This window comes from Pseudonocardia sp. CA-142604 (assembly GCF_050948475.1).
In the GTDB taxonomy this organism is placed as follows: domain Bacteria; phylum Actinomycetota; class Actinomycetes; order Mycobacteriales; family Pseudonocardiaceae; genus Pseudonocardia; species Pseudonocardia alaniniphila.
Genome location: NZ_CP192045.1, coordinates 2,899,690 through 2,914,573 on the forward strand (window position 1 = coordinate 2,899,690; position 14,884 = coordinate 2,914,573).

Consider the following 14,884-nt stretch of genomic DNA (forward strand, 5'->3'; position numbering starts at 1 on the left):
CGATGGTGAGCTCGCAAGCTCGCTCACGATGCGCCCCGGTTGCGGGCCCACCACTCGCGGAAGGTCTCCGCAGGCGGGCGTGGCGCGTCCCGGCTCGCCGTCCAGGCCGACAGGGGCGGCGGGAGCGCCGAGATCCGTCCGGACGCGCGGCCGAGCAGGCGCGCGGCGCGCGATGCCTTCTCGGCGGCCGCGAACCGCGTGGGCGACGCCATGACCCACGCCGCGGCGGCCATCGAGAGAGCCTCCGCGCTCGGGACGCGATGCGCGGATCGCTGCTCGTCGACGTGCCGGGCCCGCAGCCGTACCAGGAGCGACGGGATGTCGATCCGGACCGGGCAGGCGTCGAAGCAGGCTCCGCAGAGGCTCGACGCATAGGGCAGCGACGCGTTGTCCTCCACGCCGGTGAGCTGCGGCGACAGCACCGCGCCGATCGGGCCCGGATACACCGAGCCGTACGCGTGGCCGCCCGCCCGCTCGTAGACGGGACACACGTTGAGACACGCCGAGCACCGGATGCAGTGCAGCGCGGTGCGGCCCATCTCGTCGGCGAGGGCGGCGGTGCGCCCGTTGTCGAGCAGCACGAGATGGAAGGTCTGCGGGCCGTCGCCGGGGGTGACGCCCGTCCACGCCGAGTTGTAGGGGTTCATCCGCTCGCCGGTGGAGCTGCGCGGAAGCAGCTGCAGGAACACCTCGAGGTCCTGCCAGGTGGGCACGACCTTCTCGATGCCCATCACCGTGATCAGCGTGTCCGGCAGCGTCAGGCACATCCGCCCGTTGCCCTCGGACTCCGCCACGAGCAGCGTGCCGGTGTCGGCCACCCCGAAGTTGGCGCCCGAGATCGCGACCTTGGCGCGCAGGAAGCGCTCGCGCAGATGCGCACGCGCCGCCATGGCGAGCCGACGCGGCTCGGTGGTGAGCTGTGGGTCGACGCCGGGCATCTCGCGCAGGAAGATGTCGCGGATCTCGGCGCGGTTGCGGTGGATGGCCGGCACGAGGATGTGGCTCGGCATGTCGCCGCCGAGCTGGACGATCAGCTCGGCGAGGTCGGTCTCGTGCGCCGTGATCCCGGCGGCCTCGAGCGCCTCGTTGAGCCCGATCTCCTGGGTGGCCATGGACTTGACCTTGACCACCTCGGACTCGCCGGTGGCGGCCACGAGGCCGGTGACGATCGCGTTGGCCTCGTTGGCGTCGCGCGCCCAGTGCACGACACCGCCGCGGGCCTGCACCGCCTTTTCCAGGCGCTCCAGGTGCTCGTCGAGGCGTGCCATCGTGGCGGTCTTGAGGGCCTCGCCCGCGAGCCGCAGCTGCTCCCAGTCGTCCAGCTCGGCCACGACCGACGCCCGCTTCGTGCGGATGGTGCGCGTGGCATGGCCGAGGTTGCGCCGCAGCTGGGAGTCGGCCAGCGCGGTGCGGGCGGCGGCGGGGAAGGACTGCTCGCCGCGCAGGTGGCCCACACCGCGCGGGGCGACGGCTGGCATGCCGAGATCGGTTGAGCTCATGCCACCGACTCCGTGCCGGCCAGGATCTCCGCCAGGTGGACCGTGCGGGTGCCGGTGCGCAGCCGGGAGAGTCCGCCGCCGATGTGCATCAGGCAGGACGCGTCGCCCGCCGTGGCGACCTCCGCCCCGGTGGTGATCACGTTCTTCATCTTGTCGGCCAGCATCGCCGTGGACGTGTCGGGGTTCTTCATCGCGAAGGTGCCGCCGAACCCGCAGCACTGGTCGGCCTCGGGTAGCTCGAGCAGCGTCATTCCGCGGACGTGGCGCAGCAGCCGCAGCGGCTTGTCGTCGACGCGCAGCATGCGCAGCGAGTGGCAGGTGGGGTGGTAGGTGACCCGGTGTGCGTAGTACGCACCGACGTCCTCCACCCCGAGCACGTCGATCAGCAGCTCGGACAGCTCGTAGGTGCGCGTCGCCACCGCCTCGGCCCGCTCGGCGAGCGCCTGGTCCCCGGCCCGGCGGGCGACCATCGCGTGCTGGTGGCGCACCGACCCGACGCAGGAGCCCGACGGAGCCACCACGACGTCGAAGTCCTCGAAGGTCTCGACGTGGTGGCGCACCAGCGGGAGCGCCTCGCGCTGGTATCCGGTGTTGACGTGCATCTGCCCGCAGCACGTCTGTGCCGCGGGGAAGACGACCTCGTGGCCCAGCCGCTCGAGCAGTGTGACCGTGGCCCGTCCGACCTGGGGGTACAGAGCGTCGGCCAGGCACGTCACGAACAGGGCGATCTTCATTGTTCCCTCTCCCGCCGCCTCAGGCGACCGTGGTGGACCTTACGGCGCCGCCCAACCGCGTGGACGCCCGCACCACGAGCTCGGGGGCGAACATGACCTGCTGATGCTCGTGCGTCTCCGGGTTGCGGGCTTCGGCGAGGAGCAGCTCGGCAGCGGTGCGCCCGAGCCGGTGGCGGGGCTGCGCCACCGACGTCAGCGGCACGGCGGCGGCCTCGGCGAACTCGATGTCGTCGTAGCCGACGATCGCGACGTCCTCGGGCACCCGCAGCCCCAGCCGGACCATCTGCTGAAGCAGCCCGAGCGCGAGCAGGTCGTTGGCGCAGAACGCGGCGGTGGGCCGGTGCGCTGCAGGTAGGCCGGCCAGGCGCTCCCCGGCGCGACGGCCCTGGGCGACGTCGAGGCGGGGGGTCTCCAGCACCGTCAGCTCGCCGGTGCCTGCGCGTGCGATGGCCCGTTCGGCGCCTGCGATGCGGTCGCCGACCTGCCCGATCGAGCGCGGCCCTCCGACGAACGCGATCCTGCGGTGGCCGCTGTCGAGCAGGTGGGTGACCGCCAGCTCGCCGCCGAGCTGGTCGTCCACGGTGACGGAGCAGTGCTGCGGGCCTGCGCCACGGTCGACGATCACCACGGGCGTGCCGCGGCGGGCGAGCGCGGTGATGCGGGGGTCGGCGGCGTCGACCGGGGTGATGAGCACGCCCTCGACGCGCTGCTGCTCGAGGAGGTCGAGGTAGGCGGCCTGGCGCTCCTGGTCCTCGCCGCTGTTGCAGAGGAACAAAGCGAGCCCCGCGGCGTCGGCGGCGTCCTGGACCCCGCGCGCCACGTCGGTGAAGAACGGGTTGGCGGCATCGAGCACGACGTAGGCAAGCGTGCGGCTGCCTCCGCCCCGGAGCTGGCGCGCCGACTCGTTCCGCACGAAACCCAGCTCGGCGATGGCCGCGAGGACGCGCTTGCGCGTGCGCTCGCTCACCAGCTCCGGCCGGTTCAGGACGTTGGAGACCGTGCCCAGCGAGACGCGCGCGTGCGCAGCGACGTCCTTCATGCTGGGCGTGCCCGATCCCGTCACCACCTCGTGATCTCCGATCCTCGAACTCGATTCCGGCAGCATGCCGTGTGGCACTGAAACGTACAAGAGTGCCATGCAGGTAGTAGTCGTCCGCACGCAGAACCCGCCGAACGTGAAGCCTGGTCGCCTCGCCGTCGGGGTCTTGTGCTGCTGGTTCGACCTTGACACGCTCTATCCGTGGCCCGTACGGTCGCGTGGCTCACCATTTGAAACGTTTCATCAAAGATGCTGGAGGAGGGCCGGATGGCGAGCCCAGAGCCGAGCAAGCCGCTGCTCGCGGTCCGCTCGGTGGCGAAGTCCTTCGGCGCCGTCTCCGCCGTCCGGGACGTCTCCTTTCCGCTGTACGGAGGCGAGGTGCACGCCCTCGTGGGGGAGAACGGAGCCGGCAAGTCGACGATCGTCAAGATGCTCGCCGGGCTCCATCGTCCTGACACGGGCACGATCGAGCTCGACGGGCAGCCGCTGGAGCTGCACTCGCCGGCCGATGCCCTGGCCGCCGGCATCGCCGTGATCTACCAGGAGCCCACGCTCTTCCCGGATCTCTCGGTCGCGGAGAACATCTTCATGGGCCGCCAGCCCCTGCGCTCCGGGCGGCGGATCGACCGCCGCGCCATGAACGCCCGCGCCGAGGCCTACTTCGATCAGCTCGGGGTAGCCATCGACCCCGACCGGCCCGCTCGCGGCCTGTCGATCGCCGACCAGCAGATCGTCGAGATCGCCAAGGCGCTGTCGCTCGACGCGCGGGTGATCGTGATGGACGAGCCCACCGCCGCACTCACCGGTGTGGAGGTGCAGCGCCTGTTCGCCGTGGCCGAGTCGCTGCGGGCAGGTGGCGCCGCGCTGCTCTTCATCTCCCACCGCTTCGAGGAGATCACGGCCCTGTGCCAGCGGGTCACGATCATGCGCGACGGCGCCCACGTCTCTACCGACCCGCTGGACGAGCTCACCGTCGACGAGATGGTGCGGCGGATGGTGGGCCGCCCGCTCGAGACGCTGTTCCCCAAGCGCGACGTCGTGCCGGGTGACGTCGTGCTCGAGGTCGAGGGCCTCAGCCGCGCAGGCGTCTTCTCGGACGTGTCGTTCGCGGTGCGTGCGGGCGAGATCGTCGCGCTCGCCGGCCTCGTCGGCGCCGGGCGCTCGGAGGTGGTGCAGGCGGTCTTCGGGGTCGACCCCCGCGACGCAGGCCAGGTGCGGGTCGACGGGAAGCAGTTGCGTGGTGGTTCCCCCGCGGCGGCCATGCGCGCCGGTGTCGCGCTCGTTCCCGAGGACCGCAGGCAACAGGGTCTCGTGCTGGAGGCCTCGATCGAGCGCAACATCACCGCCACCCGGCTGGGCAGCCTGACGAAGCTGGGCCTGCTGGTCGGCGGCGGGGAGCGGCGCTTCGCCCGCGACTGGGCGGCGCGCCTGCAGACGAAGTACGCCCATCTGACCGACCCCGTCGGCCGGCTCTCGGGCGGTAACCAGCAGAAGGTCGTGCTGGCCAAGTGGCTCTCGACGCGCCCGCGGGTGTTGATCGTCGACGAGCCCACCCGCGGGATCGACGTCGGTACGAAGGCCGAGGTGCACCGGTTGCTGTCGGATCTCGCGGCCGAGGGCGTCGCGATCGTGATGGTGTCCTCGGAGCTGCCGGAGGTGCTGGGCATGGCCGACCGGGTGCTCGTGATGAGGGAGGGACGGCTGGTGGCCGAACTGCCGCGGGCCGAGGCTTCCGAGCAGGCCGTCATGTTCGCGGCCACCGGGCAGGGTGCGGCGGCATGACCACGGTCTCTCCTCCGTCCACCGGCCCCGCGCCGACCGTGGAGCGCGACCGCGCGGCCGGTTCGCGGGTCGGATTCATCCTGCGGGCGCGCGAGCTCGGCATCGTCCTCGCGCTCGCCGCCCTGATCGTCGTCACCGCGATCGTGAACCCCCGGTTCCTCTCCGGGCAGAGCATCCGCGACCTCGTGCTCGCCGCGGCGATCATCATCGTGCTGGCCGTCGGGCAGTCGGTCGTGGTGATCACCCGCAACATCGACCTGTCGGTCGGCTCGGTGCTCGGTCTCTCGGCGTTCGCGGTCGGCTCGCTGCTGCAGGCGGCCCCCGGCGTGCCGGTGGTGATCGCGCTGCTGGCGGGGCTGGTCTTCGGAGCCGTCTGCGGTCTGCTCAACGGCGTGCTCGTGCGGTTCGGCAACGTGCCCGCGCTGGTCGTCACGCTCGGAACGCTCTACGTCTTCCGCGGGATCGGGTTCTTCTGGGCGGGCGGCCAGCAGATCAACGCCGACGAGCTGCCGCCGGGGTTCCTGTCCTTCGGCACGGCCACGGTCCTGGGCGTGCCGTGGCTCATCCTCATCGCGCTGGTGGTCGTCGTGGTGGCGGGGATCTTCCTGCGCACCTACCGGTCCGGGCGGGAGCTCTACGCCATGGGCTCCAATCCCGAGGCCGCGCGCCTGGCCGGGATCCCGGTGGGGCGCCGCACGCTGGCCGCGTTCGTGGTCAGCGGCGCGCTCGCCGGGCTCGCCGGGGTGCTCTTCGCCGCCCGGTTCGGCACGATCGACGCCGCGGCGGGCACGGGCTACGAGCTCAACGTCGTCGCGGCCGTCGTGGTCGGAGGCGTCGCCGTCTTCGGCGGCAGCGGCACCGTCTGGGGCGCAGCGATCGGCGCCCTCCTGCTCACCACCATCGGCAGCGCGCTGCCGGTGCTCGGCATCGACCAGTTCTGGCAGCAGGCGATCGTCGGTGCGCTGATCCTGCTGGCCATCGGCACCGACCGGCTGGTCGCCGCCCGCATCTCCGCCTCGCTGCGCCGGAGGGAATCACATGCCGTCTCCTGACCAGCCCGCCCGGCGCCTGCTCGGCAGGCTGACCTCCTGGGACGCCGCGATCATCGGCGTGCTGATCGTGTTCCTGATCATCGCGTCGTTCACCGTCGACAACTTCGCCTCGACCCGCAACCTCTCGTTCCTGGTGCTGGACCTCGCCCCGATCGCCCTCATCGCGCTGCCGATGACCCTGATCATCGTCACCGGGGAGATCGACCTCTCGGTCGCGAGCACGCTCGGGCTCTCCAGTGCCGTGATGGGCGCGTTGTGGGAGGCCGGGCTCCCGCTGGAGACGATCATCCCGGTCTGCGTGCTGCTCGGCGCTGTGCTGGGCGCGCTGAACGGCACCTTCGTCACCGTGTTCGGGCTGCCCTCGCTCGCGGTCACGATCGGCACCCTCGCGCTCTACCGCGGCCTCGCGTTCGTCGTGCTCGGCGACCGTGCGATCGCCGACTTCCCGGAGAGCTACACCGACCTCGTCACCGGTGACATCGGCGGCACCGGCATCCCGCTGCTGGTGATCCCGCTCCTCGTGCTCGGGCTCGTCTTCGCGGTCGTGCTGCACCTGACCCCGGCCGGGCGAGGGCTCTTCTCCATCGGGGCGAACGCCGAGGCCGCCCGGTTCGCCGGCGTCCGCGTCACGCGCGTGAAGTTCTGGCTCTACGTCGTCTGCGGCGCGGTCGCGGCCCTGGCCGGAGTGCTGTGGACGCTGCGCTACTCCAGCGCCCGCGCCGACAACGGCACCGGGCTCGAGCTGGCCGTCGTCGCCGCGGTGTTGCTCGGTGGCGTCTCGATCTTCGGCGGCAAGGGCACCCTCTGGGGCGTCCTCGGCGGTGTGCTCCTGCTGACCGCGCTGCAGAACGCATTGCGCCTGGACGACGTCTCGAACGAGGCGCTCAGCGTCGTCACCGGGCTGCTGCTCATCATCTCCGTCCTCGCGCCCAACCTCGCGAGAAACGCGCAGGCCGCGTTGCGGCGCCGCCGCCCGTCCGGCCCACCGCCGCCCGCCTCCCCAGACCCCGAACCGTCACCGACGCCGGCCGTCCGGTCCTCCTGAAAGGCAACCCCCATGTCCCTGCGCTCCGCCCGAGCGGGCACCTTCCGCCGCGGGCTCGTGCCCGTCGCGGCCGGGCTCGTGCTGGCCGTCGGCCTATCGGCCTGCGGCGGCACCACCCGCGAGTCGACCGCAGACCAGGGCGACAGCTCCGGTGGTGGAGCCAGCGCTGCGACCGCCGATCCGAACGCGCCGCTGAAGGAGGGCCTCAAGATCGCCTTCCTGCCCAAGCAGCTGAACAACCCGTACTCGGACATCGAGGCGGGCGGCGGCCAGGCGGCGGTCACCGAGCTCAAGGGTGAGTACAAGCTCGTCGGGCCCAACGACGCGAGTGCATCGTCGCAGGTCAGCTACATCAACACGTTGATCCAGCAGCAGCAGGACGTGATCGGCATCGCCGCGAACGACCCCAACGCGGTCTGCCCCTCGCTCAACCAGGCCCGCGACGCCGGCATCAAGGTCGTCGCGTTCGACTCCGATGCTGCGAAGCAGTGCCGCGACGTCTTCGTCAACCAGGCGACCACGGAGGGCATCGGCGAGACCCTCGTCAAGATGACGAGTGAACTCACCGGCGGCCAGGGTGACATCGCCATCCTGTCGGCCACGCCGAACGCGACGAACCAGAACGCCTGGATCGCGGTGATGGAGCAGGAGCTGAAGAAGCCGGAGAACGCCGGCATGAAGCTCGTGGCCACGGTCTACGGCAACGACGACGACCAGAAGTCGTTCCAAGAGGCCCAGGGTCTGCTGCAGACCTACCCGAACCTGAAGGCGATCGTCTCGCCCACCACCGTGGGCATCGCCGCCACCGCGCGGTACGTCAGCAGCTCCAGCTACAAGGGCAAGGTCGCCGTCACGGGGCTCGGCACGCCGAACCAGATGCGCGAGTTCGTCAAGGACGGCACGGTGTCGCAGTTCGCGCTGTGGAACCCCGCCGACATCGGCTACCTCGCCGGCTACGCCGGGGCCGCGCTCGCGTCCGGGCAGATCACCGGCAAGCAGGGCGAGACGTTCACCGCCGGCAAGCTCGGCAAGTACACGATCGGCACCGACGGCGAGATCGTCCTCGGCCCGCCCACGGTGTTCACCGCACAGAACATCGACCAGTTCAACTTCTGACCGCTATGAGAGGGGGGACCGCCCGGTGCCGCGCTACTGCTTCCAGCTCCAGGTCCGGCCCGACCGCCTGGAGGAGTACGTGGGGCGGCACCGGGCGGTCTGGCCGGACATGCTCGCCGCCCTTCGCGACTCCGGCTGGCGCAACTACTCGCTCTTCCTGCGCACGGACGGCCTGCTCATCGGGTACGTCGAAGCCGACGATCTCACCGCCGCCCAGCAGGCCATGGCGGCCACCGAGGTGAACGCCCGCTGGCAGGCGGAGATGCAGCAGTTCTTCACGGGTCTCGACGGCCGCGGCCCGGACGAGGGCTTTCTGCTTCTGGAGGAGATCTTCCACCTGGAGGACCAACTCGCGCGTGTCGCCACCACGGAGCCCTGACCCGGGTCCGGTTGTGGCGTCGCGAGTGCTGGGTTCGTCGGGGGGAAGCCGGGTGGAACGAGCCGGGGGCTCGTTCCAGGGGGGCCCGGTGGTACGAGCGGCGCGTTGGTCCAGATCTATCGGATCAACGCGCCGCTCGTTCGTCAGGTCGGATCTACGCAGGTCTACGCAGCCCGAACCGCTTGCATGAACGCTCTCACCCGGGCGGGGTCCTTGCGGCCGGGGGCCGACTCGACGCCGCTGGCCACGTCGACGCCCCACGGCCGGACGGCGCGGATGGCGTCGGCCACGTTATCCGGGGTCAGTCCGCCGGCGAGGACGACCGGCACCCCGGGGTCGAACCCGGCGAGCAGGTTCCACGGCGCGACATGCCCCGTGCCGCCGAGCTTCCCCTCGACGTGCGCGTCCACGAGGACGGCCGCCGGTGCCACGCCCTCCGCGCGGGCATCCCGGACGTACCGCGTGATGAGTTCCAGCGAGGCGGCGTCACGCACGCGGAACGCGGGGACGTGCGCCGCGGGGAAGTAGCTTCGGCCGGGCGGTCGTTCGGGGTAGGACTGCACAGCCCGCAGGCCGAAACCGCGCACGGTGTTCGCCACCTCGTCGTCCGGGGTACCGACGAACAGTCCGACGAGCGTCGAGAACGGCGGTAGCGCCCGGACGATGTCCTCGGCCTCGTCGGGTGTGAGGAACCGCGGCGACTTCGGATAGAAGTTCAGCCCGATCGCATCGGCCCCGCAATCCGCAGCGAACGTGGCATCGGACGGCGTGGTGATCCCGCAGATCTTGACGCGAACCATGCCGCCTTCTTATCCGCCGGACTGCTGCACGGCCAAGGCGGGAGGGCCGGTATCACTGCCTCGCGGTCCAACCCGTTCAGCGGGAGTGGAGGCGGAGTACCACCGGGCCCAGCAGGCCGGTGCGGATCTGGCCCGCGTAGACACCGCGGGTGGGGGAGGCGTCATCGAGGTAGCCGGCCAAGGTGCCCCGGACGATCACCTCGATGGTGTTGCCGCCGGGCCGGAGCAGGTCGGTGACCTCGGCGCGCCACGGGCCCCAGACGAGCCGGGCCGCGAGCTCGCCGTTCACGCGGACGTCGGCGGTGCCGCGGACCTCCCCGAGGTCGAGCACCGCCCGGCGCCCCGCGACGTCGGGGATCGTGGCCGTCGTCCGGTACGTCATCTGCCCGCCCAGCGCTCGCAGCCCCAGCTCCTCCCACGGAACGAGCGGGACCCGCGCCTCGGTCACCTCCAGCTCCACCGGCCCGTCGAGCAGCGCGCCGCTGCGGCGTCCGCCGGCTGCGGTGACACGGAGCAGCACCGTGGTGCCGGCTTCGGCGGGCGACGGCAGCCGGATCACCCCGTGGTCAGGCTTCTGTTCCTGGCCGTCCACCAGCGCCACGACCTGCAGCGGTGTGGCCGTGCGGAACGCCACCGTGCCCGGCGGCACGGTCAGCCGCAGCCACTCGGTGCGCTCGGCGCCGGGATCGAGGTCGGGCACGAGCGGCAGGACCACTCCGTGCGAGGCGGCGGCGGGATCGAGCCACGCAGCGCCCGGCAGCGGGTGCGGGCGCACGTCCAGGCAGACGAAACGGGGGTCGCCCGCGTGCCGGCGGCGCAGTACGAGCGGCACCTGATCGCCACCGCGCCGGGCCGTCCAGCCGTCGCCGCTGCGGATCCCGAGCCCGCCGGTGGCGGGTGAGTCGAGCGTGGCGGCCGTCGGATCGAGGCCCTGGTTCGTGACGCGGAGCGTGATCGTGTTCTTCCCGGCGCGCAGGTGTGGGCCGAGGTCGTAGGTGTGCACGCGGATCTCGCGGTGGTCCGGGTAGGGGTTGAAGTCGCCCTGGCGACCCACCTCGACCCCGTTGACGAGCAGGCTGCACGCACCGTCGGAGCCGACCTGGACACGGGGGTCGGCGGGCACTTCGGTGAGTGGCACCTCCAGCACGAGGTCGGCCGACTCTCCCACCACGACGTCGTCGCCGGGCTGCATCCACTCAGGACGCCGGTAGGCCTCGGCGTCGGTCACCACGGTGAACGACGCACGCAGCGGGCCGTCCCGGTCGGAGGTCAGCTCGATCTCGACCGCCACCGTGCGCCCGGCCGGGCCGTCGGGGAGCGGGCTGAACGACTGGTGGCCCGTCCCGTCGACGGGCAGTTCGGCGCCGTCCACCAGCACCCGGCGGGCTGCTCCCGCGCCCACCGCGAGCAGCAGCCCGGGGATGTCGGGCAGGACGAGGTGGGTGCGGACCGCCACCCGTTCCCCGGCTTGCACGTGCCGCCAGTCGAGGAACTCCTCGGGCACGCTGCCCTTCGGCCCGAGCGTCTCGGCGTGTGCAGGGTCGTCGCGGATGCCGCGGGCGAGCGACCACTCGACGGGCTCCCAGCCAGGCCCTTCGTCGCCCTGCCACGGGCCCCGGACCTCGGCGAACGGGCCGAAGCCCGCCGTCACGGGCGTCCAGTCGGCGGTCTCGCCGCTGCGGTGCTCCAGCCGCCACACCTCGATCGGCAGCACGCCGGGGCGGTCGGCCGCGGCCAGGTCGCCCCACCGGTTGTCCAACGTGGACTCCGGTAGCGCCTGCCACGGACCGGTGAGGGCGACGGTCTCCTCCACGGCGCCCAGCGGCACCGCCGTCGCGGCCGGGAGCGTGTCGGCGAGCACGACGAGGGCCACCGCGCCGTCGTCGAAGGGCACGTCGAACGCCCAGCCGTCGCCGTCCGCCGTGACGGTCAGCTCGGTGCGCTGCCCGGTGCCCGGCGACCAGCTCTGCGCCCGCGGCGCGGCGAGCCCGTCGACGTGGACGCGGGCCGTGCGGTCGCCGGGCGGGACGAACCGGTACCCGCTCGTGCGGAGCTGGTCGTTGTAGTCCGTCCACGTGAAGCCGCTGTCGACCCACGAGCCCTCGCCCAGCTGCAGGATCGGCGCGGCGGTTCCGCTGTGCTCGTCGTGCGCGGTGAGGGCGAGTACGTGCGCGTCGCCGTGGCGGCGCAGCAGGAACGGTGCGTCGGCGCGCACCCGCACCGGCCCGTGCAGCACCGCTGCGATGACGTCCTCTGCGCCCGCGACCACCGTGATCCGCCCGGCCGCGAGTGCGGCCCGGAAGTCGTCCGCCACCGCTTGCTCGTCGGCGCCGAGGAACAGCTCCGGCGCCCGCTCCACGCAGATCACCCGGCCACCCGCCATGGCGAGTTCCACCAGCCGACGGGCGGTGTCGACGTGCAGGGCGGTGGTCGCGGGCAGTATCACGGTGCGGTAGGCCTCCGCCGCCACCTGCAAGGCGGAGCCGTCGACCTTTCCACTGGCAACGGTGGCCTCGTCGAGCGCGTCGTGATCGATCCCGGCCCGCTCCAGCACGCCGCGGCGCTCGGCCAGCCACGAGTTGATCCCGCCCAGCTCGCGGAACACCCGGTTCACGCGGTCGGCGTCCGGGAGCGCCCCGGCGAGCGTCACGTGCGCCTGCGCCGTGGTGGTGGGGGAGAGCAGCAGCACGTCGGCCACGTGCTCGCCCGCCGTCAGCACCGAGCAGAGCCGGGAGACGGCCGTGGCGAACACCGGATAGGACGGCCAGTACGGCTGGCGCCAGCACGTGGACGGCGGCGCCCACTCCCACCAGCCGCCGACCGTGGAGTAGTAGACGGCGTGCGGGTCGTAGAGGGTGGCGCCGCGGCGCAGGAACGCCGAGAGCCAGTCGTAGGTCTCCTCGAGCGTGCCGCCCCAGCCCGAGGAGTGGAACGCCTCGATCCAGACCCGCTCGTGGCCGTTCGCGTGAGCGAGCGAGCTGTGGACCTTCGCGTCGCCCCAGTGGTCGCTGCCCGGCGCGCCGTAGCCTGCGTGCAGGCCGAGGTAGTCGCCGTAGGTGTGCACGCCGCCGACCGGGTCGCCTTCGCGGGCGGGCGACGCCTGGTCGAACCCGCAGACCAGCCCGCGCGCGGCGAACCAGGCGTCGTGCTGGTCGAAGAAGCCGCGGCGGGCGAGCGTGGCGCGGTGCTCGTGGTAGTCGCGGCGGATGCGCGCGGCCTGCGCCGAGGAGTCCTGCTCCCACAACGCCCACAGCTGCGGGAGGAGGTCGTAGCCGTAGCGGGCGGCGAACGTGGTGGCGAAGTCGCCGCCCCACGTCGGCATCGGCGGGAGCTCGTCCTGGAAGAAGCCGCCGATGCTGCGGCCGAACCAGCGTCCGACCGCGCGTTCGAGCGTGCCGTGCACCTGCTCCAGCAAGGCAGCGCAGGCGGCCTCGCTGAAGTAGTCGAAGCCGCTGGTGCCGGCGTGCACGAGCGTGACGGCGGCGGCCTCGCCCGCCCACCGGGCCGTGCCGTCCTCGATCGGGACGGGCACGCGCTCGCCGGAGCCGAGCACGGCGTAGGCGCAGAGCGGTGTGTGCCCGGCGGGCGCGGTGAGCACGACCCGTGCTCCCGAGCCCTCCGTGCGGAACAGGGCCTGCCCGGCGAAGGCCGGCTCGTCCGCGATCAGCCTGCCCTGCAGGTTCGCCCCGGAGAAGCCGATCTGGTCGTACATCCAGAGCGTGAAGCCGAGCTCCTCGGCGTCGGCGCAGGCCTGGTCGAACAGCTCCAGCCACGCCGGCGAGAGGAACGGCGGGTCATCGGCCACCGATCCGAACATCGGTCCGGTCGGGGCCAGGCACAGCACCACGGCCTGGCGGACGCCTCCGGCCACGAGCTGCTCCATCTGCCGGCGCAGCCGTTCCCGGGTGATCCTCGCGCCGCTCCACCACCAGATGGGCAACGGGCCGAAGCGGGGGTCGGGGTCGGTGAAGCGGTGCAGCAGCTCACCGACCCCGGCGCTCAGGGCGTCGTCCCTCACGCGCGGACCGACCGTTCACTCTCGATCTGTTCCAGCGACTTGCCGACGGTGTCGGGCATGAAGAAGAAGCCGACGACCCCGCTGACGGCGAGGAACGCGGTGAGCAGCAGCGCGACCGGGCCGATCTCCACCGCCGCCAGGATCGGGACGAAGAAGCTCCAGATCCCGAGCAACGTGCGGGCGACGCCGAACGTGAACCCCTGGGCGGTGCCGCGCAGCATCGTCGGGAACAGCTCCTGGCTGAACACCTTGTACGTCGGCTCACCGGCCAGTGCCGCCCCGACGCCGAACAGCACGATGTTGAGGATCACGACCGGCACGGTGAACGGCAGCACCAGGTAGACCCCGTACGCCACGATCTGCAGCAGCGCCCCGATGCCCCACATCGTGCGCCGGGTGGCGTAGCTGCGGTCGTTGAGGCGCATGAACAGGAACACCGTGGCGAAGATCCCGATCACGAACCCGGCGCACGACAGCGCCACGCCGGCGGCCTGGGTGCCCGCGCCGAGCGTCTCGACCACGTACGGCGTGAAGATGCCCGACGTGCCGGCGGCGAGACCCCAGAACGTGTAGATCGTGCCGGTCCAGACGAGGGCGCGCAGGTTGTGGCCGCGGAACAGCTGGCGCACCTGATCGGCGGTGGAACGGGCGCGGGTCGCGGCCGCCGTCCAGCGCGCCGACTCGACCATGCCACGCCGCAGAGCCCAGGTGACGATCGCGACGACGAACAGGTGCAGGAAGACGATCCGCGTGCCCAGCAGGCCGATCGGGCTCAGCACCAGCGCCAGCACGAGCACGATGACGGGACCGAGGTTCCACGCCACCTGCGTGAGACCGATGAGCCTGCCCCGGCCCTTCGCGGGGGCGAACTCGCCGACCAGCGCCAGGGACGTCGGCACGTCCGCACCGACCGCGACACCGACGATGAACGTGCCCACGAAGAGCATGGCGGGGTTCACCGCGAGCGCGATCAACAGGATGCCGAGCGCGTAGACCAGGAGATCCCACTTGTAGATCCGCTTGCGGCCGAGCTTGTCGCCGAGCCTGCCCCCGATGAACGCGCCCAGTGCGCACCCGATCGCGTTCGGCCCGATCGCGGCGAGCGCGCCCACGCCGAAGCTGGACAGCCCCAGCTCGCTCTGGAACAGGGTGAGCCCGGCGCCGAGGGCCACGATCGACCCGGCGTCCAGATAGGACGCCATCGCAGCCAGGACCGACCACTTCCACTGTTGCTTGCTGATCGTCGCGTCGTCCCCGGCGGGTTCGACGCCGACGGCCTCGGGTGCAGGCACGGCATCCTCCTTGATGCGGAACGGGTGGGGTGGCGCCGGTCAGGCGCCCCGGCGGTACGAGTCGTTCGTCTGCGGCAGGCCCATGGCGTGGAGAGCGGGGGCGGCGGTCATGGGCACGTCCGTGAGAC

Annotated in this window: 11 protein-coding genes; 5 read left to right on the forward strand and 6 right to left on the reverse strand. The window is 72.1% G+C overall.

Annotation, left to right across the window (positions count from 1 at the left end):
• Nucleotides 1–23: 23 nt before the first annotated feature.
• Genes ACQPZQ_RS13355 through ACQPZQ_RS13365 form a run of 3 tightly spaced genes read right to left on the reverse strand, consistent with a single transcriptional unit; the run spans nucleotide 24 to nucleotide 3,272 of the window.
• Complete coding sequence (locus ACQPZQ_RS13355) at nucleotides 24–1,499, reverse strand: LutB/LldF family L-lactate oxidation iron-sulfur protein (RefSeq protein WP_433295493.1); 1,476 nt, start codon at nucleotides 1,497–1,499, stop codon at nucleotides 24–26.
• Nucleotides 1,496–2,233 carry a (Fe-S)-binding protein gene (locus tag ACQPZQ_RS13360; RefSeq protein ID WP_433295495.1) on the reverse strand — a complete coding sequence of 246 codons (738 nt, stop codon included), beginning with the start codon at nucleotides 2,231–2,233 and terminating at the stop codon, nucleotides 1,496–1,498. The genes ACQPZQ_RS13355 and ACQPZQ_RS13360 overlap by 4 nt, the downstream gene beginning before the upstream one ends.
• A 19-nt stretch (nucleotides 2,234–2,252) precedes the next feature.
• Nucleotides 2,253–3,272 carry a LacI family DNA-binding transcriptional regulator gene (locus tag ACQPZQ_RS13365; protein WP_433299172.1) on the reverse strand — a complete coding sequence of 340 codons (1,020 nt, stop codon included), beginning with the start codon at nucleotides 3,270–3,272 and terminating at the stop codon, nucleotides 2,253–2,255.
• Between the two features lie 267 nt (nucleotides 3,273–3,539).
• Here ACQPZQ_RS13365 and ACQPZQ_RS13370 point away from each other — a divergent pair, with 267 nt between their 5' ends.
• The 5 genes from ACQPZQ_RS13370 to ACQPZQ_RS13390 are packed head-to-tail and all read left to right on the forward strand — an operon-like array spanning nucleotide 3,540 to nucleotide 8,646.
• A complete protein-coding gene (locus tag ACQPZQ_RS13370) occupies nucleotides 3,540–5,054 on the forward strand; it encodes a sugar ABC transporter ATP-binding protein (RefSeq protein WP_433295497.1) in 1,515 nt (504 codons plus the stop codon).
• The gene (locus ACQPZQ_RS13375) at nucleotides 5,051–6,106 is read left to right on the forward strand and encodes an ABC transporter permease (protein WP_433295499.1); all 1,056 of its coding nucleotides are present in this window, start codon (nucleotides 5,051–5,053) and stop codon (nucleotides 6,104–6,106) included. The genes ACQPZQ_RS13370 and ACQPZQ_RS13375 overlap by 4 nt, the downstream gene beginning before the upstream one ends.
• Nucleotides 6,093–7,151, forward strand: a complete 1,059-nt coding sequence (locus ACQPZQ_RS13380) for an ABC transporter permease (RefSeq protein ID WP_433295501.1) — start codon at nucleotides 6,093–6,095, stop codon at nucleotides 7,149–7,151. The genes ACQPZQ_RS13375 and ACQPZQ_RS13380 overlap by 14 nt, the downstream gene beginning before the upstream one ends.
• 12 nt (nucleotides 7,152–7,163) lie before the next feature.
• The gene (gene rhaS / locus ACQPZQ_RS13385) at nucleotides 7,164–8,267 is read left to right on the forward strand and encodes a rhamnose ABC transporter substrate-binding protein (protein WP_433295503.1); all 1,104 of its coding nucleotides are present in this window, start codon (nucleotides 7,164–7,166) and stop codon (nucleotides 8,265–8,267) included.
• A 25-nt stretch (nucleotides 8,268–8,292) separates the two neighbouring features.
• Nucleotides 8,293–8,646 carry an L-rhamnose mutarotase gene (locus ACQPZQ_RS13390; RefSeq protein WP_433295505.1) on the forward strand — a complete coding sequence of 118 codons (354 nt, stop codon included), beginning with the start codon at nucleotides 8,293–8,295 and terminating at the stop codon, nucleotides 8,644–8,646.
• A gap of 164 nt (nucleotides 8,647–8,810) precedes the next feature.
• On the opposite strand, the gene ACQPZQ_RS13395 is transcribed toward ACQPZQ_RS13390, so the two are convergent.
• The 3 genes from ACQPZQ_RS13395 to ACQPZQ_RS13405 form a co-directional block, all read right to left on the reverse strand.
• Nucleotides 8,811–9,446 (reverse strand): phosphoribosylanthranilate isomerase, encoded by a 636-nt coding sequence (locus ACQPZQ_RS13395; RefSeq protein ID WP_433295507.1) that lies wholly within the window; start codon nucleotides 9,444–9,446, stop codon nucleotides 8,811–8,813.
• Between the two features lie 76 nt (nucleotides 9,447–9,522).
• Nucleotides 9,523–13,464, reverse strand: coding sequence for a hypothetical protein (locus ACQPZQ_RS13400; RefSeq protein ID WP_433295509.1), 3,942 nt, complete (start codon nucleotides 13,462–13,464; stop codon nucleotides 9,523–9,525).
• Entirely contained in the window at nucleotides 13,461–14,756 is a 1,296-nt protein-coding gene (locus tag ACQPZQ_RS13405) for an MFS transporter (protein WP_433295511.1), read from the reverse strand. The genes ACQPZQ_RS13400 and ACQPZQ_RS13405 overlap by 4 nt, the downstream gene beginning before the upstream one ends.
• Nucleotides 14,757–14,884 lie beyond the last annotated feature (128 nt).

Excerpts from the sequence above, each read along its gene's own strand:
- ACQPZQ_RS13355 (WP_433295493.1), bottom strand. The coding sequence starts at position 1,499 with ATGAGCTCAACCGATCTCGGCATGCCAGCCGTCGCCCCGCGCGGTGTG.
- ACQPZQ_RS13360 (WP_433295495.1), bottom strand. The coding sequence starts at position 2,233 with ATGAAGATCGCCCTGTTCGTGACGTGCCTGGCCGACGCTCTGTACCCC.
- ACQPZQ_RS13365 (WP_433299172.1), bottom strand. The coding sequence starts at position 3,272 with ATGAAGGACGTCGCTGCGCACGCGCGCGTCTCGCTGGGCACGGTCTCC.
- ACQPZQ_RS13370 (WP_433295497.1), top strand. The coding sequence starts at position 3,540 with ATGGCGAGCCCAGAGCCGAGCAAGCCGCTGCTCGCGGTCCGCTCGGTG.
- ACQPZQ_RS13375 (WP_433295499.1), top strand. The coding sequence starts at position 5,051 with ATGACCACGGTCTCTCCTCCGTCCACCGGCCCCGCGCCGACCGTGGAG.
- ACQPZQ_RS13380 (WP_433295501.1), top strand. The coding sequence starts at position 6,093 with ATGCCGTCTCCTGACCAGCCCGCCCGGCGCCTGCTCGGCAGGCTGACC.
- rhaS (WP_433295503.1), top strand. The coding sequence starts at position 7,164 with ATGTCCCTGCGCTCCGCCCGAGCGGGCACCTTCCGCCGCGGGCTCGTG.
- ACQPZQ_RS13395 (WP_433295507.1), bottom strand. The coding sequence starts at position 9,446 with ATGGTTCGCGTCAAGATCTGCGGGATCACCACGCCGTCCGATGCCACG.